At 39.2% G+C, this 26705-nt stretch carries 25 protein-coding genes; 12 read left to right on the top strand and 13 right to left on the bottom strand.

Translation table 11 applies throughout. The features are described 5' to 3' along the window. The first annotated feature begins 304 nt into the window (after positions 1-304). Positions 305-1810, top strand: coding sequence for a DUF1566 domain-containing protein (locus BCU84_RS06955; RefSeq protein WP_102527346.1), 1506 nt, complete (start codon positions 305-307; stop codon positions 1808-1810). A 267-nt stretch (positions 1811-2077) separates the two neighbouring features. Here the strand turns inward: BCU84_RS06955 and BCU84_RS06960 are convergent, their stop codons facing one another. After that, complete coding sequence (locus BCU84_RS06960) at positions 2078-2482, bottom strand: hypothetical protein (protein ID WP_102527347.1); 405 nt, start codon at positions 2480-2482, stop codon at positions 2078-2080. Between the two features lie 370 nt (positions 2483-2852). Here BCU84_RS06960 and BCU84_RS06965 point away from each other — a divergent pair, with 370 nt between their 5' ends. The 5 genes from BCU84_RS06965 (at position 2853) to BCU84_RS06985 (ending at position 6886) form a co-directional block, all read left to right on the top strand. After that, complete coding sequence (locus BCU84_RS06965; RefSeq protein WP_102527348.1) at positions 2853-3260, top strand: S24 family peptidase; 408 nt, start codon at positions 2853-2855, stop codon at positions 3258-3260. A 16-nt stretch (positions 3261-3276) separates the two neighbouring features. Next, a complete protein-coding gene (locus BCU84_RS06970; RefSeq protein WP_102527349.1) occupies positions 3277-4533 on the top strand; it encodes a Y-family DNA polymerase in 1257 nt (418 codons plus the stop codon). A 409-nt stretch (positions 4534-4942) separates the two neighbouring features. Beyond that, the gene (locus BCU84_RS06975) at positions 4943-5533 is read left to right on the top strand and encodes a YgjV family protein (RefSeq protein ID WP_241906375.1); all 591 of its coding nucleotides are present in this window, start codon (positions 4943-4945) and stop codon (positions 5531-5533) included. 286 nt (positions 5534-5819) lie between these two features. Further along, positions 5820-6155 carry a 5-carboxymethyl-2-hydroxymuconate Delta-isomerase gene (locus BCU84_RS06980; RefSeq protein ID WP_102527350.1) on the top strand — a complete coding sequence of 112 codons (336 nt, stop codon included), beginning with the start codon at positions 5820-5822 and terminating at the stop codon, positions 6153-6155. A 41-nt stretch (positions 6156-6196) separates the two neighbouring features. Next, positions 6197-6886 (top strand): hypothetical protein, encoded by a 690-nt coding sequence (locus BCU84_RS06985; protein WP_241906376.1) that lies wholly within the window; start codon positions 6197-6199, stop codon positions 6884-6886. A 131-nt stretch (positions 6887-7017) separates the two neighbouring features. Here the strand turns inward: BCU84_RS06985 and BCU84_RS06990 are convergent, their stop codons facing one another. Together BCU84_RS06990 and BCU84_RS06995 are read right to left on the bottom strand one after the other, a co-directional pair. Next, positions 7018-8091 (bottom strand): efflux RND transporter periplasmic adaptor subunit, encoded by a 1074-nt coding sequence (locus BCU84_RS06990; RefSeq protein WP_102527351.1) that lies wholly within the window; start codon positions 8089-8091, stop codon positions 7018-7020. After that, positions 8092-8574, bottom strand: a complete 483-nt coding sequence (locus BCU84_RS06995; protein ID WP_102527352.1) for a magnesium transporter — start codon at positions 8572-8574, stop codon at positions 8092-8094. It abuts the gene before it with no gap. Positions 8575-8739: 165 nt separating this feature from the next. On the opposite strand from BCU84_RS06995, the gene BCU84_RS07000 reads away from it, so the two are divergent. The 4 genes from BCU84_RS07000 (at position 8740) to BCU84_RS07015 (ending at position 13197) form a co-directional block, all read left to right on the top strand. Then, positions 8740-9537, top strand: a complete 798-nt coding sequence (locus tag BCU84_RS07000; RefSeq protein ID WP_102527353.1) for a LysR family transcriptional regulator — start codon at positions 8740-8742, stop codon at positions 9535-9537. A 21-nt stretch (positions 9538-9558) separates the two neighbouring features. Continuing rightward, on the top strand, positions 9559-12273 hold the full coding sequence (locus BCU84_RS07005; RefSeq protein ID WP_102527354.1) for an acetate--CoA ligase family protein: 2715 nt from the start codon (positions 9559-9561) through the stop codon (positions 12271-12273). 175 nt (positions 12274-12448) lie between these two features. Further along, on the top strand, positions 12449-12730 hold the full coding sequence (locus tag BCU84_RS07010; RefSeq protein ID WP_133146624.1) for a hypothetical protein: 282 nt from the start codon (positions 12449-12451) through the stop codon (positions 12728-12730). Positions 12731-12765: 35 nt separating this feature from the next. Continuing rightward, positions 12766-13197, top strand: coding sequence for a hypothetical protein (locus BCU84_RS07015; RefSeq protein ID WP_102527356.1), 432 nt, complete (start codon positions 12766-12768; stop codon positions 13195-13197). A gap of 132 nt (positions 13198-13329) precedes the next feature. Here BCU84_RS07015 and BCU84_RS07020 read toward each other — a convergent pair whose 3' ends face one another. Next, a complete protein-coding gene (locus BCU84_RS07020; RefSeq protein WP_102527401.1) occupies positions 13330-14304 on the bottom strand; it encodes a diguanylate cyclase in 975 nt (324 codons plus the stop codon). Between the two features lie 363 nt (positions 14305-14667). On the opposite strand from BCU84_RS07020, the gene eco reads away from it, so the two are divergent. Continuing rightward, positions 14668-15237, top strand: a complete 570-nt coding sequence (eco, locus tag BCU84_RS07025) for a serine protease inhibitor ecotin (protein WP_102527357.1) — start codon at positions 14668-14670, stop codon at positions 15235-15237. 56 nt (positions 15238-15293) lie between these two features. On the opposite strand, the gene BCU84_RS07030 is transcribed toward eco, so the two are convergent. The 5 genes from BCU84_RS07030 to pssA all read right to left on the bottom strand — a co-directional run bounded on the left by BCU84_RS07030 (position 15294) and on the right by pssA (position 20337). Further along, a complete protein-coding gene (locus tag BCU84_RS07030) occupies positions 15294-15572 on the bottom strand; it encodes a hypothetical protein (protein ID WP_102527358.1) in 279 nt (92 codons plus the stop codon). A gap of 1 nt (position 15573) precedes the next feature. Next, the gene (locus BCU84_RS07035; protein ID WP_102527359.1) at positions 15574-17556 is read right to left on the bottom strand and encodes a RecQ family ATP-dependent DNA helicase; all 1983 of its coding nucleotides are present in this window, start codon (positions 17554-17556) and stop codon (positions 15574-15576) included. Positions 17557-17591: 35 nt separating this feature from the next. Further along, positions 17592-17915 (bottom strand): hypothetical protein, encoded by a 324-nt coding sequence (locus BCU84_RS07040; RefSeq protein ID WP_102527360.1) that lies wholly within the window; start codon positions 17913-17915, stop codon positions 17592-17594. A 78-nt stretch (positions 17916-17993) separates the two neighbouring features. Beyond that, positions 17994-18818: a DTW domain-containing protein gene (locus BCU84_RS07045; RefSeq protein ID WP_102527402.1), complete on the bottom strand. Its 825-nt coding sequence runs from the start codon at positions 18816-18818 to the stop codon at positions 17994-17996. A gap of 205 nt (positions 18819-19023) precedes the next feature. Then, positions 19024-20337 (bottom strand): CDP-diacylglycerol--serine O-phosphatidyltransferase, encoded by a 1314-nt coding sequence (gene pssA, locus BCU84_RS07050; protein ID WP_102527361.1) that lies wholly within the window; start codon positions 20335-20337, stop codon positions 19024-19026. Positions 20338-20753: 416 nt separating this feature from the next. On the opposite strand from pssA, the gene dacB reads away from it, so the two are divergent. After that, a complete protein-coding gene (gene dacB / locus BCU84_RS07055; RefSeq protein ID WP_102527362.1) occupies positions 20754-22244 on the top strand; it encodes a D-alanyl-D-alanine carboxypeptidase/D-alanyl-D-alanine-endopeptidase in 1491 nt (496 codons plus the stop codon). A 121-nt stretch (positions 22245-22365) separates the two neighbouring features. Here the strand turns inward: dacB and BCU84_RS07060 are convergent, their stop codons facing one another. The 4 genes from BCU84_RS07060 to BCU84_RS07075 all read right to left on the bottom strand — a co-directional run bounded on the left by BCU84_RS07060 (position 22366) and on the right by BCU84_RS07075 (position 26694). Further along, complete coding sequence (locus tag BCU84_RS07060; RefSeq protein WP_102527363.1) at positions 22366-24123, bottom strand: acyl-CoA dehydrogenase family protein; 1758 nt, start codon at positions 24121-24123, stop codon at positions 22366-22368. 199 nt (positions 24124-24322) lie between these two features. Continuing rightward, positions 24323-25135 (bottom strand): CLCA_X family protein, encoded by an 813-nt coding sequence (locus tag BCU84_RS07065; protein WP_102527364.1) that lies wholly within the window; start codon positions 25133-25135, stop codon positions 24323-24325. A gap of 151 nt (positions 25136-25286) precedes the next feature. Next, positions 25287-25838: a DUF2058 domain-containing protein gene (locus BCU84_RS07070; protein WP_102527365.1), complete on the bottom strand. Its 552-nt coding sequence runs from the start codon at positions 25836-25838 to the stop codon at positions 25287-25289. 25 nt (positions 25839-25863) lie between these two features. After that, complete coding sequence (locus BCU84_RS07075) at positions 25864-26694, bottom strand: SDR family oxidoreductase (protein WP_102527366.1); 831 nt, start codon at positions 26692-26694, stop codon at positions 25864-25866. Positions 26695-26705 lie beyond the last annotated feature (11 nt).

Below are 26705 nucleotides of genomic sequence, written 5' to 3' on the forward strand. Positions count from 1 at the left end.
TAAAGCTAAGTAAATTATACTATTAACATGTCAACCGCATAAATTGTAGTTCTGCTAAGCCTAATGTATCGCCAACCTAGTACTACAAACATCTAGTTAAAATCAATAGATAAAATACTCATGAAACGTATTTAAAGTTAAGTAAAATTTATTTTTGTTGGCTTTATTATTGCTATTTTAATTAGTGATAAGGCATTAATCACGACTCGATTAAACCTGAGTAATAACATAACTACCATTAAGTTGTTATGCATAATGTTTATTAGATAGGTTTTATTAGATGGTTTTTAAAAATAGGTATTTTATGAAAAAGCGAATTCTTGGAGTTTCAGTGTTTATTTCATTGCTAGCAGCTTCTGCATATGCAACAGATTTAGCTAATTCATCATTTAATATAACAAGTTACCCAATTGTCGAGACAGGGCAAAGAATATCCTACAACAATAATGCCGCAATGCCATTACCTGACAAGGCCAATAGCTTTTATGGTCAGGATGCAAACTATCGCTCTAATCCTCCATCATATACAGACAATAATAATGGCACGATTACAGATAATGTAACCGGCTTAATGTGGCAGCAACAAATGGGTGAAAAACTTACCTATGATCAGGCATTACAAAAAATATCCAGTTTAAAGTTGGCTGGCTATGGTGACTGGCGGATCCCTACGATTAAAGAGCTCTACTCGCTTATTCAATTTTCAGGCAGCGTTAAAGGGCAAAAAGCCCTTACCCCTTTCATCGACACCCACTTTTTTAGTCAACCCATTGGTAATACTCAAGCTGGTGAACGAGAAATTGATGCTCAAACATGGTCTAGTACTGAATATGTTGGCAAAACAATGAAAAATGATCAGACGATTTTTGGCGTAAACTTTGTTGATGGCCGAATTAAAGGTTATCCAAAATATAATCCTCGCACAAAATCTGCGAATAAAATGTACTTCAGATTCGTCAGAGGCAATGAAGCTTATGGTAAAAATAATTTCATTGACAATAATGATGGCACCATTACAGATTTAGCCACAGGCTTAATCTGGCAACAAGATGACAGCAAGCATGGTCTGAATTGGCAAGAAGCATTGCAGTATTCAGAAAACCTCACATTAGCAGGCCATAGCGATTGGCGCTTACCCAATGCAAAAGAATTGCAAAGTATTTTGGATTATAGTCGTTCACCCGAAACCAGCCACTCAGCTGCTATTGACCCTATTTTCTCAACAACAGCAATAACAAATGAAGCTGGCGATAAAGATTACCCTTATTATTGGAGCTCAACCACTCATCTTGATGGGCCAGTGCCTGCATCTGGCGCTGTTTATGTTGCTTTCGGTAAAGCTTTGGGCGTAATGCGCGATAATACAATGGATGTTCACGGTGCGGGTTCTCAGCGCAGTGATCCTAAAACGGGTAAACCCATGTCCCGTGGGCCACAAGGCGATTACATTCGAGTTGATAACTATGTGCGTAGCGTAAGGGCTGGTAATATTGAGCTTGCCACTGAAGTAAGCCGCCAATACCAAGCTGAACAAGTGTATCAATATTCAAATAGCTCTTCGGCGATAGTTGATACTACAAATACAAGCATGAGTACAAGTTCAGACATCAAAACTCATAAAATGACCCATAACAAAAACAGTTCTCCACATAATAAATTCATTAATCGATTTGATAAAAATGGCGACGGAAAAGTATCGGCTTCAGAGTTTCAAGCAAGTACAAAACGATTTAATCATTTTGATGAAAATAAAGATGGTTATATCACTGCTAATGAAGCCCCGATAGGACCACCTAAAAATACAAAATAGAACATAGAACATAGAACATAATGTTGCAGTATATATTCTAAGCTTTTGTAAAATAGAGAGTATAACTGTTTACTAACACGAGATATTCACGAGGCTTTACATTTAAATGCCCGGTCATCATTATGTGCTTATTATTTGCACATAACGATGATTTATTGTTCTGTATATTTCAACTATCTATTTATAAGCGGCTATTTTTAAGTGATTGCTTCTAAATGCCTGTTTCGGCAAGCCTATATTATGATTTGTTTCTATTGATGGATAGCTTTACAGATTAGCATAATGCACGCATTGGTTTTGAACTGCGGTTTGCTTAAGCAACTGAGTGAATTGCGCCTTACCACCTGCTCTTTCATCATTTAACAATTTTTCCATGTGTTGTGCTTGTGAAACAACTTGCTCCATTGCCGTTTGTCTTGCCTGTTGTTCTGATTGCCCTGTTAATACTAATTGCTCAACAAGGTTTGAGTAATTCTCGTAAACCATGCCTTTGTAATAATCGGCTTCAGTCGCCATTGGCGTATGGGAATAAATGATAGAACAGCTCACGGCTGATTCTATGTTTGCTCTAGCTTGATCGATTTGGATTACAACTGACTGCTGCGTTGAATAGCTGGCATTAGCTGCCACAGAAAAGAAAGCAAACATTGCGACCATGATTAATTTATTCATATTTCGTATACCTTTTACGTCGATGCGAGTAAGCCAGTGATGTAGTTAACTTGTACTAAGGTAACGACTTTCATCATTTATTAGTTACCTTTTTGCGCGAGTTAGTCCCAAAGATTTTTTACATTACATACCGCTTTACTGAATTAGCTAACTTGATAGCTATTTTACCTACTTTTGCTAAACCTAAGCTGAACAACCAATTAACTTATTCAATTCATGATGGTTCTTTTTAAGAAGCCTCAACGCTATCTTCGAATAAATAACCAACAGATTGTTCAAATCGAATACAAATAAACGGAATTGATTGCCAATTTTACGGGGAGGACTATAATACTGTATAAATATACAGTTATTTTTAGATGTGAAATTTATGAACGTTATTCCTATTTTAGCCAGCGCTGGGATCACCGGGTTTGAGTCCCCTGCAGCAGAATATCGACAACTACCACTCAGTTTAGATGAACTGTTAATTGAGCACCCGAGTGCCACCTTCATTGGTCAAGCCAGTGGTGACTCAATGGAAAAGATAGGCATATTTGATAAAGATATTCTGATTGTCGATCGTCACGTCAACGTTGAAAACCATGATGTAATCGTGGCTAATTACAACGGCAACTTCGTCTGTAAGCTGATTGATACCAAGCGCCGATTACTGTTGTCGGCCAATGACCATCACAATAGCGTGTTAATCCAAGAGCACGACAATTTTAGTGTTGAGGGCGTGGTGATCCGTTCAATTCGTTGCCATCGCCAAAGTCCTTTATTAGTTAATGATTAGAATGGGCGGTTAACTTATGTACGCCTTGGTTGATGCCAATTCATTTTATTGTAGCGCTGAACAGGTTTTCAGACCTGAATGGCGCGGTCGCCCTATTGTTGTGTTATCCAATAATGACGGTTGTATTGTTGCCGCCAACCGACAAGCAAAAGCGTTAGGCATTGGTAAGTTTGGCCCTTACTTTGAAGTCAAAGACTTATGCCACGAACTTGGCGTAATTGCGCTCTCCTCTAACTATGAATTATATGGTTCGCTTTCTAGTGCGATGATGGACGTCATTGGCCGCTTCGCACCAGAGCAACACATATATTCAATTGATGAATCCTTCTTATCATTTAAACAAACTTATCCTGCAATTCCTTGCTTGCTGACCCATGCGGCTCATATACGCCGCGCAGTATGGAAAGAAACTCGCTTGCCTGTTTGTGTCGGTATCGGTGAAACCCTGACCCTAGCAAAAGTGGCAAACCATGCGGCAAAAAAACTGAGTGGCTATAATGGCGTTTGTTATATTGACTCAGTTCAGCAACGACAAAATATTCTCGCTAGCATGAAGGTCACCGATGTATGGGGAATTGGTTCTCGTATAGGCAAAAGGTTACAACAAATGGGCATTCAAACTGCACTTGCCCTTTCTAAACTCCAGCCAGGGCTTGCACGAAAAAGCTTTAGCATTGAAATAGAGCGCACGGTACGTGAATTGAATGGCGAAGAATGTAAGGGCTGGGACAGTGCTCGAGCAGATAAGCAGCAAATTTTTTCGACTCGCAGTGTCGGTGAACGCATCACAGACAAAGAGGCATTACTACAAGCCTTAAGTAAGCATGCTGGGATTGCGGCAGCGAAAGCACGCAAACAAGGTTCTGCAGCAAGTAGCTTACTCATTTTTGCCAGAAATTCCCCCTATGATGAACAGCCTAGCGGTTTTAAGTATCACTACCGCTGCGCGACGCCTACCAACGACAGTTGTGAACTCATCAGTCATGCAACAAGCATTGGAAGCCAACTGTTTAACCCCTCTACCCGTTATTATAAAATCGGCGTCGGGCTGGTGGACTTATGTCCTGTACAACATTTACAAGGTGATTTGTTCACGCCGCCTAAAGATCCTGCATTAATGCAAGTTTGTGATACGCTCAATCAACGTTATGGCACTGACTCCGTCTTTGTGGCTGCACAAGGTATTGGCGGAAAATGGCATATGCGCCGCGACTTACTGACACCGCAATACACCACCAGCTGGCAAGATATTCCTCAGGTTAGTTGCCGTTAAAATAAAGCGCCTGTGCATTTATTCAATGCTGTAATAGCTCAAGCAGCAGTTGTTCGAGCTTCAATTGCTCAATCACATCTATTCAATCTACAATCATTCAACCTACAGTCATTTAATCAACAGTCACTTAATCAACGTGACTCATAAGCTGCCACTCAATAAGCTGCCACTCAATAAGCAGTGTATTGACCTTATATTGCCCATTTTATACCGCTAAACAACTTGTGCGCAGCAACAAAAACAGCGCCTAAACAACACAAAAATATAACGACATAATAACGTGAATTACACATGTGTGGGCTTTTACAAGCTAATATCAGCATAATTGAATAAACCTCGACTGGATCATTGTTTTAGCGGCGAAAATATAGACAATACGCACCTTCAAATTTTTATCGGATTACTGTGCGTGCCTGAGTTTGCTTTAAATCAGTTATTTTTTATCCAAGCAATTGGATTTGTCTCAATGGCCATAGGTTGGTGGGCAAATAGTCAACAGCAAGACTGCAAATTTATTCATGGCAATATGGTAGCTGCAATACTTACTGCTGTTCATTTAGGTCTATTAGGCAGTTTTTTAGGCATGGCGAATCAACTAGTAAATGTTATTCGCTTTCGTTGTTGTCAAAGCCTCAGTAAGGATGACTCAATTAACTTGTCCCCTTTATTCCTGACTATGCTTTTTAGCGGTGTTGCGATACTACAGGGTTTAATGTGGGCTGAACATTGGAGTGAATGGTGTGCAGTCATGGCTGCTGTCGTCATGAGTGTTAGCTTATTTTACTTTGCAGGCAGCCAGTTAAGACTCGCTATGATAGCCAGTAACACACTGAACCTTATGCTATCAATATATTTGATGTCATGGTCAGGAATACTCTATCAAGTAATGACGATGATTATTTTATCTCAAGGCCTGGTTCAGCAGTATTTACAAAGCAAATCCTATATCGAAGCGAATAGTATCGAAGCGAATAATGACTGTGTTGAGCTGGTAAAATAGATAGAGAGTGGATTGAGTGTAAATGCTTAACTTACGCAGACATCCACCATTACAGCTCGATACATAAATTCGATACTTAAACTCAGTACAAAAGCCCAGCACTCCCCTATCTCCAACTCTTATCTTTAAAATCATATCGCTACTTTTAAAGCAGCTAATTAATGCGTATTGTAATCAGCCATAGTTAAGCAGCCAGTGTGATGATCAATTAAGTTGGATCAAAAGCTTAAATGAATCATAGAAAACAGTTTTATTCACGACTTTAACAGGGATACAGGAGTTATAAATGCCACATTGTATTATTGAGCACTCGACAGAAATTGATGGAAATCTGCTCGTACCGTTAGTTCACCGAGGTGCGTTAACTTCAAACTTATTTGACCCAGAAGGCAGTGATATCAAGGTAAGGGCCATCGCTTACTCACATTACCAAACCGGTGCAGTTGATATTAATTTTATCCACGTTACCTTGAAGATCCTTTCTGGGCGTGATGTTGAGCAAAAATCAAAACTCACTCAATTAGTACTCGCGCAATTGAAGGCCTTATCAATAAAGGATTGTTCTATTTCGGTAGAAGTTGATGATATAGACAGAGAAAGCTACGCCAAAGTCGTTGTGTAGACAAAATAACGACATAAACTAATTTGTAAGGATACAATGAAGTGAAAATATGGAAACTCGTCATCGTGACTGTGATGCTTGCTGGCTGTTCAGCTACTGAAGTACATTTATATACGCGCTATTTATCAGAGGCTGAAATTGAGAAAGTCACCACGACGCTGGAACAAGCTAACTATAAAGTGACAACCAATACCCACGCTTTCCCTGATACGGTAAATCAATCAACCATCTTATATTCCCCCTTTATAAAGGATGAAACTCACCTTCAAGGACTTATTGGTTCCCTCTCTGATAATGGCTGGGTAATTCCTAACGTTGAAATGCTAAAGTCTGGAAATCACTGGTATAGCAAAGATAATGTGGGTTTATTTTTGCTGCCTGATGGCGTAAAGCCTAAAGATAAAGTCACCACACGAGATCTGGCTAGCAAATACCAAAGCAGAAATTGCGATACGTTAGTGGCTCTGGAGCTTAACGAAGATAATACTTATGAATTATCATATACCAGTAAGGCAGTCACACACTCAGATCATCTGAAAGGCAGCTGGAAAATGAGGAGTTATCCCTATATAGAGTTAACCTCATTAAACAGGCAATGGTGGTTTTATTTTGAAATAGAGCAGACAATTGAAACCGATAAAATCAGTGAAGTTAGCATTATCGAATTTAAGCCTTTAAACCAATATACGTCTTTCCCTGGTTGTAGCTTTGCTAGTGGCGTAAGGGTTTGATCAAATAAGATGCGAGTGAATAAAAAAGGGAGCCGAAGCTCCCTTTAAAAATAACATGTTGCAGACACTAATTAAGCTGAGCTTATAGCTAGACTAGGTGCAAGCACTTATAAATCGCACTTAAACCCAACTTATAGAGCATTAAGATAGGCTTTTAATGCCTTAAGCCTGATGGTTGCGCCACCAATAATATCCATAAACCCTAAAAAGTCAGCTGGTTTATCCGCCGAGATCCAGCCTGAACCTGTAGCACCAATTGGTATGATATAACCTTCCGGCTCTTCAAACTCGATAATCACTGTACGGCCGTGACTGCTGTTGTTGTTACCCACGTGCTGTCTAACATGTTGGGTTCCTGCCATTGGGCTGATTAACGACTCGCCCGTCCCCGTAGTGACACTGTGAACACGTCCACGAAAAATCTCACCAGGAAATGCATCAACATAAAACTCTGCAAATTGACCAGGTTTAATATAGCGATAAGTTTGATCAGCAATACGCATTTCTAAAAACTTTTTAGAAGTATCATAAAGATGCATGTTACCAATACGACTTCCGACTGCAACATTGGTTATTGATAACTGACCATCAAATTGCGCTCTGATCTCACGGCGATCGTCATTCCATTTAGCAGAACTAATCTGCGCATCGAACGAACGTAACTGCGCGCGATGGGTTTCAAGCTCAGCTTTGACAGAAGCGATTTCAGCCACTGTAGATTCGATTTTAGCGTCAAGATCGTCACGGGTCATTTCACTGGCATGTTCACCTAAATTGATAACACGCTCAAAATTACGCTTATCATTATTTAACGTTACCGTTAACGAATGCATTTTAAGTTTTAATGCTTCTTTCTTAGCAAGCTCTGCCGCTTTTTGCGCTTCAAGAGAATCTATTTCTTGTTCGCTGTCTACTGATACCAGTTTATAGATTAAATCGCCTTTTTTTACCTGTTGGTTATGAGTCACATAGATTTCTTCAATCTCTTGACCAAATAAAGGGCTTAACACCGCGTGAGGTGCTTTAATCGTTGAACTATCGGTTAAATCAGCTGGAGACCAAAAACGGTGTGCGGTAAAAAGCATAAATGCGATAAAAATACCTAAACCAACAGAACGAACCGCATTAGCAAGGTTCCATTTGATAACACCGAGTTTTACTAGGAGCCATATAATGAGTACATATGGGAGCATAATCTCTTTCATTTACTTGTCTCCTTTTAAGCCGTTACTAATGATGCTAGAAAGTCTGTTAGCTAATACATCCCAGCGACCGAAAGCAATAATGATGGCTAAAACCCACCAGGTTTTATCGATGAATAAGCCACATAATGATAAGGCAAACACAATTTGTGTATGTGCACTCGACATGGCCTCAGCCTTATGAACAGCAACTTCATGTAGGCGCCAAAATAACAGCAGCGTATAACAAATAATGCCAATAGTGACCACAAACACAAAACCCATGAATAGCTCAGAATCGAGCAATCCTAAGATAGATGGATAACCATTGGCAAAATAACTTTCAGGTAATGATTTACCGTGGATCTTGGTCAACAATGAAAATAAATAGCTCAAAAGACCTAAAGCTGAAAAAGCAGCAATAACAGTGAGACTCTTCTTTAATAACCTAAACACAATGTGCTGTTTAGTTGATGCTGTAGATGCATTTTCTAGCGCTTTTGACATGTATTCTCCATAAAGCAAAGATTTGGACAAATGTATATTAACAATATTTAAATGTAAAAATGGAATAACCGATATTCCAAATGGCTTATTTACTTTGTTCGATAATGTGTTTGTGGAATAGATGGTGTAATATGAAGTTAACGTGTTCTAAATTATCGGTATATTATGGATCTTAATGCACTTAATGTGTTCATTACCCTATATAGAGCAGGCTCGACCCAAAGAGCGGCTAAACAACTCGGAAGATCACAATCTTTTGTGTCAAAAGTGTTGGCGCAATTACGTGAAGAATTAAGCGATCCCTTATTCATACGCACCGCAAATGGTCTTCAGCCAACCAGCTACGCTGACAAGATTGCCCCTAAAATACAAAGTTCTATAGAACAAATCAACCTGGCTTTAGAACCTGAGTATTTTGATCCTAAAAACCTGCAATATATTACGGTTCATTTAGGCGAACCACTAATGGTCATGATGGGAAAAGATCTCATTGATGCAATTAGAGCAGAGACCTCAGCAGTAATTGAGTTAAGACAATGGCGTAAAACAAGTAATGACGGCTTAATTGATGGCTCAATTGATATTGGAATACAAACCTTAAGAGAGCGACCACAACAGCTATACCAGAAGAAAATTGCTTCAGGTTATGGCTCATTAGTGGGCAATAAAAATGGCGAGTTTATTAAGCTGATTATTGAAGACCTAAATGAGTATGTTGAGCTGTATCGCGCCATAGACGTGAAACTCAACCCAACCATTATTGTTGATAATTATAGTGTGCAATGCCAATTACTTGCCGATAATTACTCTTATCAATTTAAGCTAGAGTCAGATGATAGCCATAAAGCGATTGCTGTCGATTTAGCTGTCATCTGCAGTGCTGCGCGTCGTCATGAAGCAAAAATTTCATGGTTATCTGAGTTATGTCAAAAAGTCATGTTGCAATCTATCGCTAATAGTTAGTCCACTCGAAAGTGAGGCATTATGAGTCAGAGAAGTATTCACGCTTTATTTAAACCAAAGTCTATTGCCGTCATTGGTGCATCAAATAAAGAAAAGCGCGCAGGTCGCGTATTAATGAAGAACTTACTGGGTAGCGGATTTTCAGGCCCGATCATGCCGGTGACGCCTAAATACGACGCCGTGATGGGCGTATTGGCCTACCCTAATATTGAATCTCTGCCCATCAAACCTGACTTAGCCATCATCTGTACTCGAGCAAGTCGAGTCCCCAGTATTGTAGAAACCTTAGCGCAATTTGGTTGTAAGGTAGTCATTATCATGGCATCGGGCATGGCCAATGAATATGATGACAATGGTGTGAGTTTACTCAGTTTGACTCAGCAGCACGCTAAACGTTTTGGCATGCGCATTTTAGGCTCAAACAGCCTAGGTATGATAATTCCACCTATTGGTCTTAATGCCAGCTTAGCCCATAGCAGTGCCAAGAAAGGCAAAATCGCATTTGTGTCTCAATCCGCAGCAATTTGTACTACGGTGCTCGATTGGGCCAATAACAAAGACATCGGCTTTTCATCATTTATATCCCTAGGGGATGCATCAGATATTGATTTTGATGAGTTGCTGGATTATCTCGGTAGAGATAGCAGCACCAGCGCCATTATGCTTTATATCGATTCTATCAATGAAAAACGCCATTTCCTGTCCGCAGCCCGAGCAGCAGCGCGTAATAAACCCATCTTTGTGATTAAATCAGGTCGTAGCCAAGAAGGCATCGCAGCCGCCATGCTACATACTGGTGGTAAAGGCGGAAATGATGCGGTTTATGAAGCGGCATTTAAACGTGCTGGTATGCTACGTGTTAATGATTTAATAGAGCTGTTTGCTGCAGTTGAAAGTTTAGCCCATTCAACCCCCCTTAAAGGTGAACGTGTTGCCATTATAAGTAATGGCGGCGGCCCTGCGGTACTCGCTGCTGATGAGCTCATAATAAAAGGCGGTAAATTAGCTCAACTATCAGAAGACACCATTAATAAACTCAATGAAATCTTGCCAACAACATGGTCTGGCCAAAACCCAATCGATATTGTCGGTGATGCCAATAGCGAACGATATACCAAGGCATTAAATATCTTGATGGACAGCCAGGAAATGGATGCCATCTTAGTATTGCATTCCCCTTCAGCATTAGAAGAAAGTGACGAAATTGCCAATAGTTTAATTGCTGCAATTAAAGCTCACCCGAATCGAAATCGACTGAATATCTTAACCAATTGGAGCGGTGAAAACTCAGCTTACCAGGCAAGAAAACTGTTTAATAAAGCGGTGATCCCAACTTATCGAACGCCGGAAGGCGCAGTGAAAGCCTTCATGCACATGGTTGAATATCGACGTAACCAAAGGTTGCTTCAAGAAGTACCGCAATCTATTCCTGATAATATCCCTGCTGATGCAAACAGTGCGAGAAAGCTGCTGCAAAAGGCGCAAAATGAGCAACGTTTCATTTTAGAAACCCATGAAACCAGCGACATTTTAAAAGCTTATGGCCTGAATACCATTCAAACTTGTTTTGCTAAAACTGCAGATGAAGCCATTAAGCTTGCCAACGAACTTGGATATCCTGTTGCGCTTAAAGTACAGTCACCAGATTTAATGTATAAGTCAGATGCTCATGGCGTCATGCTTAATCTAACCAACGATGATGAAGTCCGACAAGCGGCACATTCAATAATAAGTCGCGTTAAAGAGATTAATCCAGATGCCAAGATTGACGGCATGATAGTGCAAAAAATGGCCTTAACAGCAGGAGCGCAGGAAGTACGAGTTTCTGTTATTAATGACCCTGTGTTTGGTCCAGCTATTTGTTTGGGTGAAGGAGGTTCTGAGTGGGATCCTACCCGTGATGCGTCAGTTGCCCTACCACCTTTGAACATGACACTAGCACGATACATGGTCATTCAAGCTCTAAAAGCGAATAAGCTTAGAGACAGACATTTGCCTTTAGGTTTAGACATGAATGCCTTGTGTGTCATGCTGACGCAAATATCGCATCTTATAATTGATTGCCCCGAAATTGCATCATTGGATTTAAATCCCGTTCTGGCAGCGGGTAAGACGATCACTTTGCTTGATGTGAATATGAAATTGAACCAAGCCGATATCGACCCTAAAACGCGCTTGGCCATCATGCCTTATCCAAAAGAGTTAGAACAAACAGCCGTCTTGAAAAATGGCTTAAAAGTCATGCTTAGACCCATTTTACCAGAAGACGAACCTAAGCATTTAGCCTTTGATAATTCACTTAGTGATGAAGACAGATACAAGCGCTATTTTGGTGTGCGCTCTCGTATGACCCATGAAGAAATGGCAGTATTAACCCAAATTGATTACGCCCGCGAAATGGCATTCATCGCTACCGCAGAGGACGATAATGGTGAATCAATCACCCTTGGCGCTGTTAGGGCATCAACTGACCCTGATAATACCGAAGCTGAATTTGCTATGGCTGTACGTGGAGATTACCAAGGGATTGGCCTAGGCAAATTATTGCTAGAAAAGTTAGTCGATTACTATAAAACTACCGATACTCCGGTACTTGCAGGCTTCACCATGTTTGAAAACCGCAGCATGGCAAATCTTGCAAAGAATCTTGGTTTTGCAGTCTCATTTGATATGGAGGAGCATTTGATCAAAATGCACATGGACATGCCTACTTCATCTACATCAAACCAAAAGTAAATGATCCTGTGATAATAAATGTTTAAACATGATTGAGTTAAGAGTGACTCAACAGATTCTAAACGGCTGAACGGCTGGACAGGAAGCTAATAGCATGGATTTCTGTTCAGTTTGGGCAAGGATATAAAGAATTTAAATCAAAACGGAATTTGACAATACTATGATTAGAAAATGCATGATTGGCTTGCTATGTACAGTTTCATTGATTGTTAACGCAGAAAGCTATCAAACGGAAAACTTCACCATTGAATACGATAAAAACATTTCTCTTAACACCGTAAAGCAGTTAGCGAACCGTGTTGCTAAAAATAGAGAAGTCGTTCTATCTTATTTACAGCAGTCTTCGGTCTATGTTGGAACTCCGATTAACGAGCATCTCATTATTTATGTTTCCAAAAAAAGACGCACGCCTTACCAAGATTGGAACACAATACATATCCCCGAAAAAGAGTCCTAGCTGCTTTTTCAGATAGCCAGCCTGAACACTCTGGTATGGCTATTATCCATGAATTGACTCACGTTTATGCCGTTAGTGCATTTAGAAAACAAAAGAAAAATGGATATGAAGATCGTTTTTATGATGACGGCCTTGCCGTGTTTTTACAGCATCGCTTTGGTGGAACACCAGAATATCCAGATTTTGGCACTGACTTATATAGGGCTGTTGCAGAGCAATCAGCAAAATATGGGAGTTTGATTTCACTGACTGAAGCAGAAGATATTAGGCATTCAGCAAAAACTGGAACCGCTAGGAAGCTCGCATATCTGCAAGAAGGTGCATTTACGCAATTTATCATTGAGCGTTACGGGTTAGATATTTATTTAAAATTATACAAAGGTGGCGAGCCACACACCTTAACGGGGAAAACATTTAGTCAATTAGAAAAAGATTGGATTGAGTTAATTAATGTATTTGCAGTTTAACTAAACTATCGACATTAAGTGCCAATAACTACAATTGTACTTATTGGCCGTCAGTGTTAGACAGTAGTAAAATTTAGATAAGCGTCAATGATGACAGTCATAACATTCATACTAGTTTGGACGCTTAGATTATTAGCCTTTCACACAGTTTCTGCCAGATGATTTTGCTTGATACAACATATCGTCTGCGCGTTTTAATAAGGTTTCAGAATCATCCCCTGGTTGAATATTGGCAAGTCCAATCGACACAGTAATATTACCTAGTTGCTGTTTGTTTTCTTTGCCAATCGTTAGTTGCCGCGCGGCAATACGCTCTCTTATACCTTCAGCAACAGTAAATGCATCTTTAAATTCTGTGTTAGGTAAAAGAACAACAAACTCTTCACCACCATAACGCGCGACAAAGTCATTGCCTTTCACTGACTGTTTTAATGCAAAACCGACAAATGATAAAACCTTATCACCCACTAAGTGACCGTGGGTATCATTAAATGCTTTGAAATGATCAATATCAACCATCAGTAAACTGCAAGGTATTTGGTTTTGAGTGAATAAGCTGACTTGTTCCGTTGAAAATATTTCATAGGCGCGGCGATTATTTAAGGAGGTGAGCTCATCGGTCATAGCCACTTTACTGAGGTTATCCATCTCTTCTTTAAGTTGGCTCAACTCGTCCCCTAAAGTTTCAATATCGGCTTTCATTGATTGGTTATTAGAGATGACCTGCTCTATCTCTGAGCTAATATTAACGACTAGTTCATTCAGTGTTTGAGGGTTAAGCTCTGTTTGAAGCTCTTGATTAAAATGTGAGAGATTACTTGAGAAGTCATCGGTACCAGAAGCAAACTGATTAATGCGATTCACTAAGCTATTAATGAGTAGCTGGGTTTCAATCTGGACATTCTCAATCACTTCAGGCGATTGCTCTTGTATGAAGTTATTGTATAAACCTTGATTGACTGAAGGGGTAAATTCAACCTCATTAGCAAGAAGACCATCAATCGCACGCTTTAAACTCAAATTGGTTTCTGAATAGTATTGATACCAAATGGCATAATTTTCAGGCGTGACAGGAATGTTTAACGCTGACATTTGCGGCACAGCCATACGTAATATTTGTGCAGAATTTTCAAGATTAGTATTCAAGAGAACATCCTATTCATCAATGTGAAAATCATATTTCGAAACAGTCAATCTGCACTAGTGACCTACAAGTCGCTTTAGCAATACACATAAAAAGTATACTTCACCAGTGTATTAAAATTATTTATTTAAGCAATGGAATTTAATATATAAAATGAAAAACATTGAATATAAAAGATATTTTAAGCTTTCATGAGGTGCGCTTATCGTAAAATCCTCGTGAAATAAATAAAAAAATAAAACCCTTTTTGAACCCCAAACCGTTTATATCTATAACAAGGTTTTAGATACCAGTAATACACTAGCATTTTACAAGTGAGAATCCATATGAAAATTAGTCTTAACAGCGCATTTAAAAATCTAATCAAGTTGTCTGCAGTTGGCGCCATTGCCACTATGTCATTTTCATCTGTAGCGACTAGTCCTGTGCCGAATCAATTTGAGCGCCCTAACATGATTTCAAGTCATTCATTTACACAAGAGAGCTATCAAGAAATTGAACAAGCTAAAATGTTTCCTAAGCCTACAGAGAACCAAGTACAGCATATATTATCGCTTTCTAAACGTGACGATGAAGCGAGTTATAAAGTGGAAATTCAGATTGGTCAAAACAAAATGGTCGACTGTAATCAACATCGATTGATGGGCGAAATTGAAAAGCAAAACCTGCAAGGTTGGGGTTATAGTTACTATACACTTGATAAATTGACCGATGGGCCAAGTACAATGATGATGTGTCGCGAGCCTAAAACAGCAAAATTTGTGACGCTAGGGGAAAGTATTACAATTGATTATGACAGCCGCTTACCTAAGGTCTTTTATTTGCCTGAAGGTGCCGAACTTCGTTACCGTATTTGGCAAGTCAAAAGTGATTACCAGTACACAGGTAATCAATAAAACAGGATTGGTGCTCGCGGTGTAGGTTAACTTACTGATTGGCAGATAAAAACATGTTAATAACGTTTAACCCGCACCACTTGCATTACTTCTATGGTAAAACCTGCAACCGTTTCTTCATCGGTGTAGTAAATAAGGCTCACTAATTGATCTTTAAGCGACTTATACTTTTTAGGTCGCTTAAATTTAAATGGAACGTCATAACCGTCTATCATAAGTGTATGCAGCACCCACTCTTCTTTCTCTCTTTGTATGTGAGAGATAACTTTAACGCCTTCTAAATGGTTAAGTTTTTCATGTTTCTTTAGCAAGCCCTCAACTGCTTTGTTCTTCATTTTAATGCGCTCCATTTTGGTTATATTTGTCGATACAGTTAACGATATCTTGATAACGATACTCACTACAATAACCGAAACCCGGTAACTGTTTCACTCTTATTCTGGCGAATATAGGCACGGTCATACCTGCCAAAAACTTAGCTTGCACAGATACTGAAACAGATAGATGCCCTTTTGTTAGCATGTGCTGATTAAAGCTGTCTAAATGTGCTTGGATGTCGGTTAAGTTTTCAATGGGTGCTATGGCTTTTTGCGGCAAAATGGCCGGTTTTCCACGACAAACACTACAATGACCACACTGCGAAGGCGCCGCATTATCGTCAAAGTAATGCGCTAACCGCGCTGTAATACAGGTTTGTGATTCAAAAAAAGCTAACAATTGATTTAAACGAGCGATTTCTTTGACTTCATTGCTCTGGAAGTAATCTGATAACTGACCAATGAGATCTTTTTGCACTAGCGCTGCAGGGTTTACTTCGAAAACTTGTGTGATTTTTTTGGTCTCTAATAAGATCATCTGCTTATCTGCAAGATACTCTAATGCTGCAACCACACGCTGCCTTTCAGCCCCATAAGCTTGATATAAACTATCAAAATCTAGTTGACCCCAAACCTTCTTAAAACGTGTATGTTCAAAAATTTGATTTAAAAATGTCTGCCTTTGCTCATCAAAGCCTGCAAGTAATTGCTGTTTATCAACTAGAAATTGATACTTAAACTCAGCAAAATAAGCAAAACTAGGTTTAACGACCTTGGCTAATTCAAGTTGAACCAATAAGGTTTTAAGCGGCAATAACTTGATATTGCAACTGCTGGATATACTAGATTCTTGCATTTCCCAGCGGCCATTATCCACTTCAGCGCTGATATGCTGAATTAATTTGGCAATGGCACTGGGCTCTGGAGTATCACCATAAACAAAGTTTTCTATGGTACTGAGACCATCTTTGTTTGCTAAAGTGACACAATGTGACAGACCATTATCACGCCCAGCTCTGCCAATTTCTTGGCTGTAATTCTCAATCGATTTGGGTAAATCATAATGGATAACAAAGCGTATGTTACTTTTATCTATCCCCATGCCAAAAGCAATGGTAGCGACAATAATATTGATTTCGCCATTCATGAAACGATATTGGATCTGATTTCGAATATCAGATTCAAGCCCCGCATGATAAGCCGTGGCCTGAAAGCCTTGAGTCGTTAAGTACTGCGCAACATCCTCAGCCGTTTTTTGCAAAGTCACGTATATAATGCCCGCACCGTTATACTGGCTGACGCAATGGCTCAAGCTGGTATTTTTTTCACTTTCTAAAACGGGTAATACACTGATATCAAGGTTAGCTCGATAAAACCCTGTTTGAACCACTTGCTGAGGCAATATATTAAACCGCTTAGCCATATCCTGTTTTACTTTGGCAGTTGCTGTTGCTGTTAATAGCAATACTTGAGGAATAGCGAACTCCTGACAATAAACAGGAATTTTCAAATAGTCAGGCCTGAAATTGTGACCCCACTCAGAGATACAGTGCGCTTCATCAACAACCAATAACGAAATAGTAATTGAAGATAAAAACTGCCTAAAGCGTTCATTTTTAAAACGTTCAACAGACACCATTAATATTTTAGTCTGCCCGCTACGCACATCACGCATCACTTGCTGGCTTTGTTCATAGGTCAAACTTGAATCAATACTCGCTGCACTAATTCCTTTACTATGTAAGAAAGCAATTTGATCCTTCATTAAGGCCAACAGTGGCGAAATCACTAACGTTACATTAGCAAGCTGCAGTGCACTAAATTGATAGCATAGTGACTTACCAGAACCCGTTGGAAAAATGGCTAAAGAAGAATGCCCTGACAATATATGTTCAATGACAGCTTGTTGCCCTTCACGAAATTGATCAAAACCAAATTGTTGTTTTAATAACGCAGTTAATGCTGGGGCTGTTGTAGATATGTGAGAACTTGGCTGTTGCATGTCGACGCCTTTATTGATTGAAAGCAGTCGAACGCTTACGACTTACGAGCAATATATTGATTGATTAAATCAGTCAGTTTATCTTCAAACACTTCTTGTACTTGTTCAAGGTCATGACCAAAGCGCTGTAAATATTTTGCAGCTTGCGCGCGAGTGAGCATTTTATTGGCTAAACAATAAGCCATTTCGTCTAATTGTTTATTAAAACGAGGTTCAAGTAACCACTGGCAACTGTCTGTATCAAACGCAGCTAACGTTTGCTGAGCAAGATTACAAAAGGTATCAATGTGATCTATACCATCTGGTCCTAAACAACCTGGCTCTAAACGGTAAAGAACAATTAATTTATTATCAAACATACTAAGCGCGCATCCTATGCGTAAACAATTAAACTGATTTACAAATTATCCAAAAATCAATTAAGTTAAAAAGAAAAACTAGCCTTCTTTGGCTATTATCATAGCTTGTTTAAACTTATCAATATAGTTTTCGATTGGCACAATGTCTTGTTTTAAGCGTCTATTACGCCCAAGCAAAGAGGACTCCACAAATAATTCAAACCAAGATGATAATGCCTCACCATTTTTAGGTTCATCTATCGCGCTAAACGCTAATGCAGCAACTTCAGCGGTAGACAACTGAAAGTCATGACTGCCCTTTCTTAATTCATAAGTGGCTAAGGTTTCCGGATTAAAAGATAGCAAAGGTAAATCATGAAGGTATGGACTCTTGCGAAACATTTTAATCGCTTGGCGCCAGCTACCATCCAGTAAAATGAGTAACGGTATTTTTTTAGGCTTATCAGCTTGATGCGCTAAAGAAGCATTAACTGCATTATCAATGTTTGACTGTTTGCACACTGATAGTTGATCAATATGCTCTACCACTTGCTGGCCTTCTTGTGCATATTGAGCTGGGAAAATTAACAAAGGCTGATATTGAGCATCATTAATCATCTCAATCATTTGCTTATTGGGCTCTTTACGCGACCAAAGAAAAGCGCTGGTATTAGGCACGGTATCAGCAATGAGACGACCACTATTTGTCGGCTTTAATACTTCGTCATCATACATGATCAACATAAAGCTAGCTGATGTGTTGAGATACTGCCTATGCTCACAGGTGCAGAAAATCTCTCCTAATAAACACCATGGGCAACGAATAAGCTTCATTCCTCTAGCTGCAAAAGGTTTTGTTGAAATTGATTTTCTGTATTGGTACAGACGATGAACAGCATGTTGCTGCTCAGGTGGTATCGCCAACATGGTGGACTCTCTTTCTATCGCAATATGGGAATGACTTAAGGACAGCTATAGTTTTGCTATTAAGGAAAATTATCATGCTTGCTTGATACATAATTATCTTAGTATCAAATGATAGTGTATTAAACACAAATAGATGCAGTCGTTTACTTTTACGTTCAAAAATATTCATCACCAATTAAGGTGATGAATGATTTTTGCCTAGCTATAATATTCTACGTAGTAAAAAATCAGCTTTTAAGCGTTTAATTCTAGTCATAATTTTTTTCACAGGAACTGGATATTTCTGTAAAGTTTCAATTTGACTGTAATGAAACAGCTTCTCAGTGTGGGTAAGGATCAGTTCTTGTTCAGCTTCAAAATTGGCCTTCCAAGCACCAGATTCATCATGCAGTAGTAAGCCATTTTCTAGATCCAAAGCCCAAGCCCGTGGGTTAAGATTAGAGCCTGTGATGAGGTGTTTTTTGCCATCAGCACTGATCCCTTTCAAATGGTAACTATTAATTCCATTTTTCCAAAGGTGGATCCTAAGCTGACCATTTTCAACAGCCCATTGTTGGCGCTTAACAAACTTGCGTAACGATTGCTCGTACATATACGGCAATGCACCAATGGTAGAGAATTCTTTTTCAGGTGGTATATAAAAATCGTTAGCCGTTTTATCACCGACAACAATATCAATACTTTTGCCATTACGAAGATGACGAGTCAGTGCACGCACCAAGGCATTAGGTGGATTAAAATATGGCGTACAAATAAACAATGACTCTTGAGACTCATCGACAAGCTTAACAACCACTTCATTAAGCTTATTCTTTTTACGGCCTAACCCCACAAGCGGTGTCACACGATTACCAATACGCGTACTTTCAAATTCGTATTTAGAACGCCCTAGACGCGTCTTGAATGTGCGAATATCGTTCTTTTCAGGGCACTGCTCGCTACTGCTATCTTGCGTTAATGAGCAAACTGCTGGATCGCTAACTAAATACTTATGAATAAATGCAGTCATGCTTCTTGCAAGTTCAGCAGATTCAATCAGGTGATAGCGATCAAAGCGATATTTTTCAAATTGCTGGAAATAGATATTATTGATACTTGCACCACTGAAGATGACAGCATCATCGATAATGAAACCTTTAAGGTGCAAAACGCCCATAAATTCACGGGATTTAACAGGCACCCCAAGAATATCAAATGGGACTTCAGCTTCAGCCATAGCTTTGCGGTACATAATGTAATTACCGCTATCGCCTTTATGGCCAATTAAGCCACGACGTGCACGATGATAATCTACTAGTACAACAATATTAATTTCAGGATTGGCAGCTTTTACTGCTAATAACGCATTTAAGACTTCGCGTCCTGCTTCGTCATCTTCCAAATACAACGCAGCTATATAGATCGCTTTTTTCGCGTTCGCGATGCGTGAAAGTAATTCAGTTTTAAACTGAATCGGATCTAATAACCATTTTAATGATTCAGCTTGTAATGCGATACCACCTAGCTTGTCCAGCAAGGCAACCTCCTTAAATGATTCTCAGTGTTACTCACTGAGTTCGCCGTTTTTAAATGACTATTCGTATTGAATTTAAGCATCAGCCCTATTTTTATTCTAGGTTTGAACAATAAAATGCTTAATCTATCAATCGATATATCTGAAACGACGCAATAACAAATTTACTAAAATAATTGGAGATAGAAATTACCGACTTAACTGCGTTCGAGCAAGGTTTTTCTCAACTTAAACACGTGTTTGGTTAGTTTATGAGAAACAATTAATATATTTGGGCTTAAACGCTAACGATTTACTCACGAAAGTGACCCAATATTTTCTGTAAAATCGACTCTTTCTCAGCCACAAGCAAAGATCTTTAATGTAAACCACGCGTAAATGACGTATTTTAACTTTACCTATATTGATTGTATCTAATTATGCCTTTTCCTATTCGAGCCTTATCCTTTACGGTAGTCATTCTGGCAATGAGTTTTCCAGTGTTAGCAAATGACTATTTAACTAATATGATGAATATCATCAGCCCATCACAGTCACAGATATCAGTGAGTGTTTGGGATGTTGAAAGCCAAAAAAACATCTATACACTGAATGATAATACCTTAATGTTACCTGCTAGCATTCAGAAGTTAATCACTGCAGTAGCTGCGAGCCATCAATTAGGTAAAGATTTTCATTATGAAACCCAAATTACTCATGACGGTGTTATCAATAACAATGTCTTAAACGGTAACCTGTATATCCACTTTCAAGGGGATCCAACCCTAAAACGTAAACACCTCGATGCGCTCATCCTACAATTAAAGCAAAAAGGGATCAGTAATATTAGCGGTGATGTATATCTAGTTGCAGAAGAGTCTAAACAAACTCGCGCACCAGGCTGGGCTTGGGACGATTTAGGCATTTGTTATGCGGCGCCGGTGTCAAATTACATTATTGATAGAAATTGCGTTAAAGCGACGCTGACGCCGTCTAAAGTGGCGTCTACCGTTTCAATTAAATCAATTTATCCAATCACGATGACATCAACAGCTAAGTTTGATCAAACCATTGATGTAAAAGAAGCACAAAAACATTTTTGTGAATTGCATATGCAACGATTTGATAATAACCATTATCAAATTGATGGTTGTTACCCAGGCAACAAATCCATTCGATTAGCGATAGCAGTAAACGATCCGAGTTTATACAGCAAAGGGGTAATTGAAGATTTACTGCAACAAAACAAGATTAACTATCTTAGTATTAACACTGTATCAAAGGTTAATCAGCCACAAACAGTCATTGCAACACATCAATCAAAACCGCTACCCGTTTTATTAAAAACCATGTTACAAAAATCTGATAATTTAATTGCTGACAGTTTATTAAAACAAATTGGCAGACAGTATTTTTTTCAATACCAAAAGCAATTACGAACTGAGCAAGCAGCCCCTTTAGATGAGATACAGTGGAATAATACTGTACCTAAAGATGGATTTTTAGTCGGAGCAAAAGCCATTGAGCATATAATGCTAGAACTTGGTTTACCTTATATTGAAGCAAACATTGTCGATGGCTCTGGCTTGTCACGTTACAACCTTATTACAGCCCATCAAATGATGGCGCTATTACAACTAATCAAAACAGACGAGCAATTAAACTATCTAGAAACATTACTACCCGTTTCTGGTGAGTCTGGCACCCTCAAATACAAAAAATATTTTAATCAACCACCGTTAAAGAGTGAAGTGGCCGCTAAAACCGGCACTATGATGGGCGTAGAAAACTTGGCAGGATATTTAGATGCAGATAATGGTAAGCAATATGCTTTTGTCATCATAGAAAACGGCTTAAGCCCTAAAGCAAAAAAAGCCAGACTGGCACCTTTTAGTGCCCTTTTGCTGCAAACGTTGAATGATTTGCCTTAAACCTTAAGTATCGGTCTTTGCGCTATCAAGCAAATTGCTGCTTAAGCTTATTTATTGTAGATACTAAAAAGCACCTTAAATTAAGGTGCTTTTTTCTGATAAGTGCTTACAAGTCGATAATTTAAAACAAGTCTGCAGGCATTGCCATAATAGCATCATCACCTTGACTAACCTGCGCAATATGGAAATCCGCTTTAGGCAGAACTTTGTCCATATAGAACTTTGCCACAAATTGTTTTTGTTGCGCAAAACTTTGATCTTCATGGCCTTGTGAACGTTCAGCCATCAGCAATGAGTAATAACCGTAAAGGATAAAACCAAATGCATCTAAGAAATCAACCGCACTCGCATTAATTAATGCTGGCTGAGTTAATTTATGCTCATTGATGTGATTTGCAATGGTGAGTAAATTATCAAAGCGCAAGCTGATCGCCTTTTTGTCAGCGTCAGACACATGTTCAAAACCGGCTAACTCTTGGTTAATCTCAGCAACGAAACTAGTTAACGTTGCGACATTGTCACCTGTGACTTTACGACCTAAAAAGTCGATAGCCTGAATGCCGTTTGTTCCTTCATAAATCTGCGCTATTCGCGTGTCACGGACAAATTGTTCTATACCCGTTTCGCGAATATAACCATGACCACCGAATACTTGTTGCGCCATGATTGTAGCGTCTAAACCACGGTCAGTTAAGAAGGCTTTAGAAACTGGTGTTAATAAGCCAACATATTTTGTCGCTTTTGCTTTAACATCACCTTCACTGTGCTTGGCCAAATCAAGTTGTTTACCAGTAAACACTGATAATGCACGACCCGCATCAGTAATTGACTTGATTGTTAATAGCATACGACGCACATCGCCATGCACAATAATTGGATCTGCAGTAGCGCCAGTTGCTGACCCTCCTGCTGCGACGCCTTGTACACGTTCTTTAGCATAGTCGGCAGCCATTTGATAAGCACCTTGAGCACTGCCTAAACCTTGAATACCAATAGCCAAGCGCTCATAGTTCATCATAGTGAACATACACACCAAGCCACGATCGACTCTACCAACTAAAAAACCTTTGGCATTGTCGTAATTCATCACACATGTGGCAGATGCTTTAAGGCCCATTTTATGTTCTATAGAACCAACAGTCACCCCATTAGAATCACCTAATGAACCGTCATCATTAACATTGATTTTAGGCACTAAAAATAAAGATATACCACTGGAGTTAGGCAATTTAGCCAACACTAAGTGAATAACGTTTTCTGTTAAATCATGATCGCCACCGGTAATGAAAATTTTGCTACCAGAAATTAAGTAACTGCCATCATCTTGCGGTTCAGCTTTAGTACGAATGTTACGTAAATCTGAACCCGCTTGCGGCTCAGTCATGTCCATTGCACCTGACCACTGGCCAGAATAAAGATTAGGTAAATATTTTTCTTTTAACTCTTCTGTTGCGTGCGCATTAATACATAATGCGGCGCCAGCAGTCAGTGAACTATATAAAGTAAATGAGTTACAGGCGCTGTAATTCATCTCATCAACTAATACACCAAGCATTTTCGGCATTCCCATACCACCAAAATCTGGCTCACCACAAAGTCCTACCCAACCACCTTCTGAAAATTGCTGGTAAGTTTCTTTAAACCCATCCGGTGTGATGACCTTACCATCAATATGTCTGACTTCTTGTTCATCCCCATTTCGGTTAATAGGTTGAATTAGGTCACGGCTTATCTTGCTCGCTTCATCTAAAATAGCGACAGCAGTATCCATATCGACCATTTCAGCCATAGCAGGCATGTTTTGCCAAGTATTGGTGGCGTCGAAGACATTTTCTAATAAAAACTGCATGTCTTTTAAAGGTGCTTGGTAAGGGTTCATATCAGACTCTTAAACAGATAATTAAAACAGTTGTTTCAATTTATACAAAAGTCGCAATAAACACAAGTTCAATCGCATGTTAACCACATAAAAAAAGGATATTTCTAAAAGCACTTTGGAAAGATAACTACTGTCAATTATCTTAGATAATTAGCAGAGTTTTATTGATAAAATAAGAACGATATTAGATAAGTAACTTTTATTGCTGTTGCTCGTAAGCAGCACCCAGCAATGCAAAATAATCTATAATACAAGCCATGATCTGTTTGCGATGCTCCATAGAGGGATATATCATTTTTGAAACAGTATCGGTATCTAATGTCCCTGAGACCAAATACTGGTTATGAATATGACCGTCTGATTCAATTGCAGCCTCAAATGCCCTTGCCATTAGCTCTGTAGGTTTAGAGAAATAGTAACTTCCTTGCTGCTTATCAATGGCGATAGCCTTGTTCACATAATCACTTGCACTCTTGCCGTCATCACTCAACAATACCAATTTAAATAACGCTGACAGCTTGTCATTTAGTTGGTGAGGTTTTAACAACACATCTTTGAGCCATAAATCAGATGCACAGCTGTATTTAACGCTAAAGGCAGAATGGGAACTCCTCATATTGCTACCAACATCAAAAGCCTTATCAACAATATAATGATCAAATGCATGCCAGAACTCATGTGCTAAAGCTCCTGCACCTGCATTTTTAGCTAAAGCTAGTTCTTTCGTGGTCGGGGAATAATGAGCCTGTACACCTTTTTGCCCCCCTCGGCCAAATAACAAGTTCAATGTTTGTCGTAACCCCAGTAACCTTGTAGGCACTTGTAATATCTGTGATAAATCAGCTAATGAATCAAAAACTAGATTAGCTGCAATGTTAGACTCTTCTCTAGTAACCCATTTGCCGACACTAATATGCCTCAAACCAAAAGTATGTTTGATATCAATAAAATTGGCTTGCTGCCCTTCTCGGTAATCAGCACCATTTCTATAGTAGTGAGTTTTTTTAAGCACGATGATTACCTAGTAAAGCATGAATGAAATGGTATTTAATTATAAATTTAAGCAATAAAAAAGCCCCGTAAAGAGGCTTTAATAATTATGATTTGTGTAAACGAATTCGCCATTAAACACATCATTTGAATAATGAGAGTTTACTCCGTGTTTACCACATTAAATCATCAGGAATTGCATAATCTGCGTATGGATCATCTGCTTGTTCAACTTGTTCAGTTTGGGTATTGGTATTTTCTTCCCATAAATAACCACACCACTCAGGTACCAATAAGTTTACACGCTCAGCCAGTTTGTGAGGTACAAGGTAGCTCTTATCTTCGTGGCGTACGATACCTACAGCGCCAGATAATAACTGACCTTGCAGCTTTTCTGTTACGTAAATAGATAAAATCTTAGTGCTCATAGTGAAATTAAATTTGATTTCAGCATCTTTAGGAATGCTAATGGCAAACTTATTAAACTCGGTAATAAGACCACGGACTTGACCTTTCTCACTCGCCTCTGCAAATCGTTTCTCGTTTAAAGCGCGATCTTTTTCTGCTTGCGCTAACTTTTGATCTGCAATTTGCTGTTTCAAATCAGCACTGCCGTCATCGACCTTGGCTTTTTTCTGTTTACGTTTTTGAGTTTTAACGTCTCGCGCTTTTTGCTTACTCGCGAGTCCTGCTTTTAGCAATTGCTCTTGCAATGCGTTGGCCATTTAAATCACCTTTAAAAAAATTGTATTACTGTTCAGGTAAATGTTTTGCTAATGCATCCATTGCAGCACCTGCACCACCTAATGACCAACCACCATCGACAGGTAATATTGTTCCGGTAATGTATGAAGCCATGTCAGATGCTAGAAATAACGCAGCATTGGCAATATCTTGTTTTTGTCCGTTACGTTTAAGCGGCACACTATCAGCTATCATCGATTTTAATGCTTTACTCGGTGCTAAGCGATCAAAACCTTCAGTTTCTGCGATAGGACCCGGCACAATAGAATTGACTCGAATACCTTCAACGCCCCATTCTATGGCTAAGGTACGTGTCAGCATATCAACACCCGCTTTTGCTGCACATACGTGCACTTGTAACGCCATTGGCACATAGGCTTGAGGTGCTGAAATTTGAATGACACTGGCAGACGTTTTGCCATCAGTCTCTTTTATGCCTTTCGCCAATAATGGATATGCTTGTTTAATCACTTGAAAGCTGCCAAGTAAATCAATATCCATAACCGATTTAAAGCCATTTACCGATAAATCTTTCGCTCGTGCTGGAAAGTTTCCTGCAGCGCCACTGACCAACACATCAATATGGCCGAACTGTGCTTCAATCTCTGAAAAACCCGAAGCAACAGCTTCAGGATCTCTGACATCAAAACTCACGCCTATGTGCTGACCTCGAGGGTTAGCTGACTTTAAAGCATCTACAGCAGCACACACTTTTTCAATACTGCGACTGGCAACAGCAACATTTGCCCCTTGCTGAGAAAAAGCGCAAGCAATACCAAGATTAATGCCACTTGTACCACCAATAACAACAACGTTCTTTCCATGATAATCAAACATTATGCACTCCT

The organism is Shewanella sp. 10N.286.51.B7, assembly GCF_002873615.1.
Lineage (GTDB): Bacteria > Pseudomonadota > Gammaproteobacteria > Enterobacterales > Shewanellaceae > Shewanella > Shewanella electrodiphila.